The following is a 318-nucleotide window of genomic DNA, read 5'->3' as shown; positions in this document are numbered from 1 at the left end:
TGGGCCTAAATGGACTCGAACCATCGACCTCACGCTTATCAGGCGTGCGCTCTAACCAGCTGAGCTATAGGCCCATATACTTTAACAGGGGCAGTAGGAATCGAACCCACACTGGAGGTTTTGGAGACCTCAGTTCTACCTTTAAACTATGCCCCTAAATGATGCCGGCTAGAGGACTTGAACCCCCAACCTACTGATTACAAGTCAGTTGCTCTACCAATTGAGCTAAGCCGGCATAAAAAAAATGGTGGCTCGGGACGGAATCGAACCGCCGACACGAGGATTTTCAGTCCTCTGCTCTACCGACTGAGCTACCGA

Annotated in this window: 3 tRNA genes; all 3 read right to left on the bottom strand. The window is 50.6% G+C overall.

From position 1 onward, the window contains the following. Positions 1-74 (bottom strand) — tRNA-Ile (locus JDS81_RS29950). A gap of 11 nt (positions 75-85) precedes the next feature. Continuing rightward, positions 86-156 (bottom strand) — tRNA-Trp (locus JDS81_RS29945). A gap of 6 nt (positions 157-162) precedes the next feature. After that, a tRNA-Thr gene (locus tag JDS81_RS29940) sits at positions 163-235 on the bottom strand. Between the last annotated feature and the right edge of the window lie 83 nt (positions 236-318).

This window comes from Bacillus cereus group sp. N31, assembly GCF_016483245.1.
GTDB lineage: Bacteria > Bacillota > Bacilli > Bacillales > Bacillaceae_G > Bacillus_A > Bacillus_A toyonensis.
The sequence above is the reverse complement of the archived record's forward strand: the minus strand, read 5'-3'. Positions and strand labels throughout refer to the sequence as shown.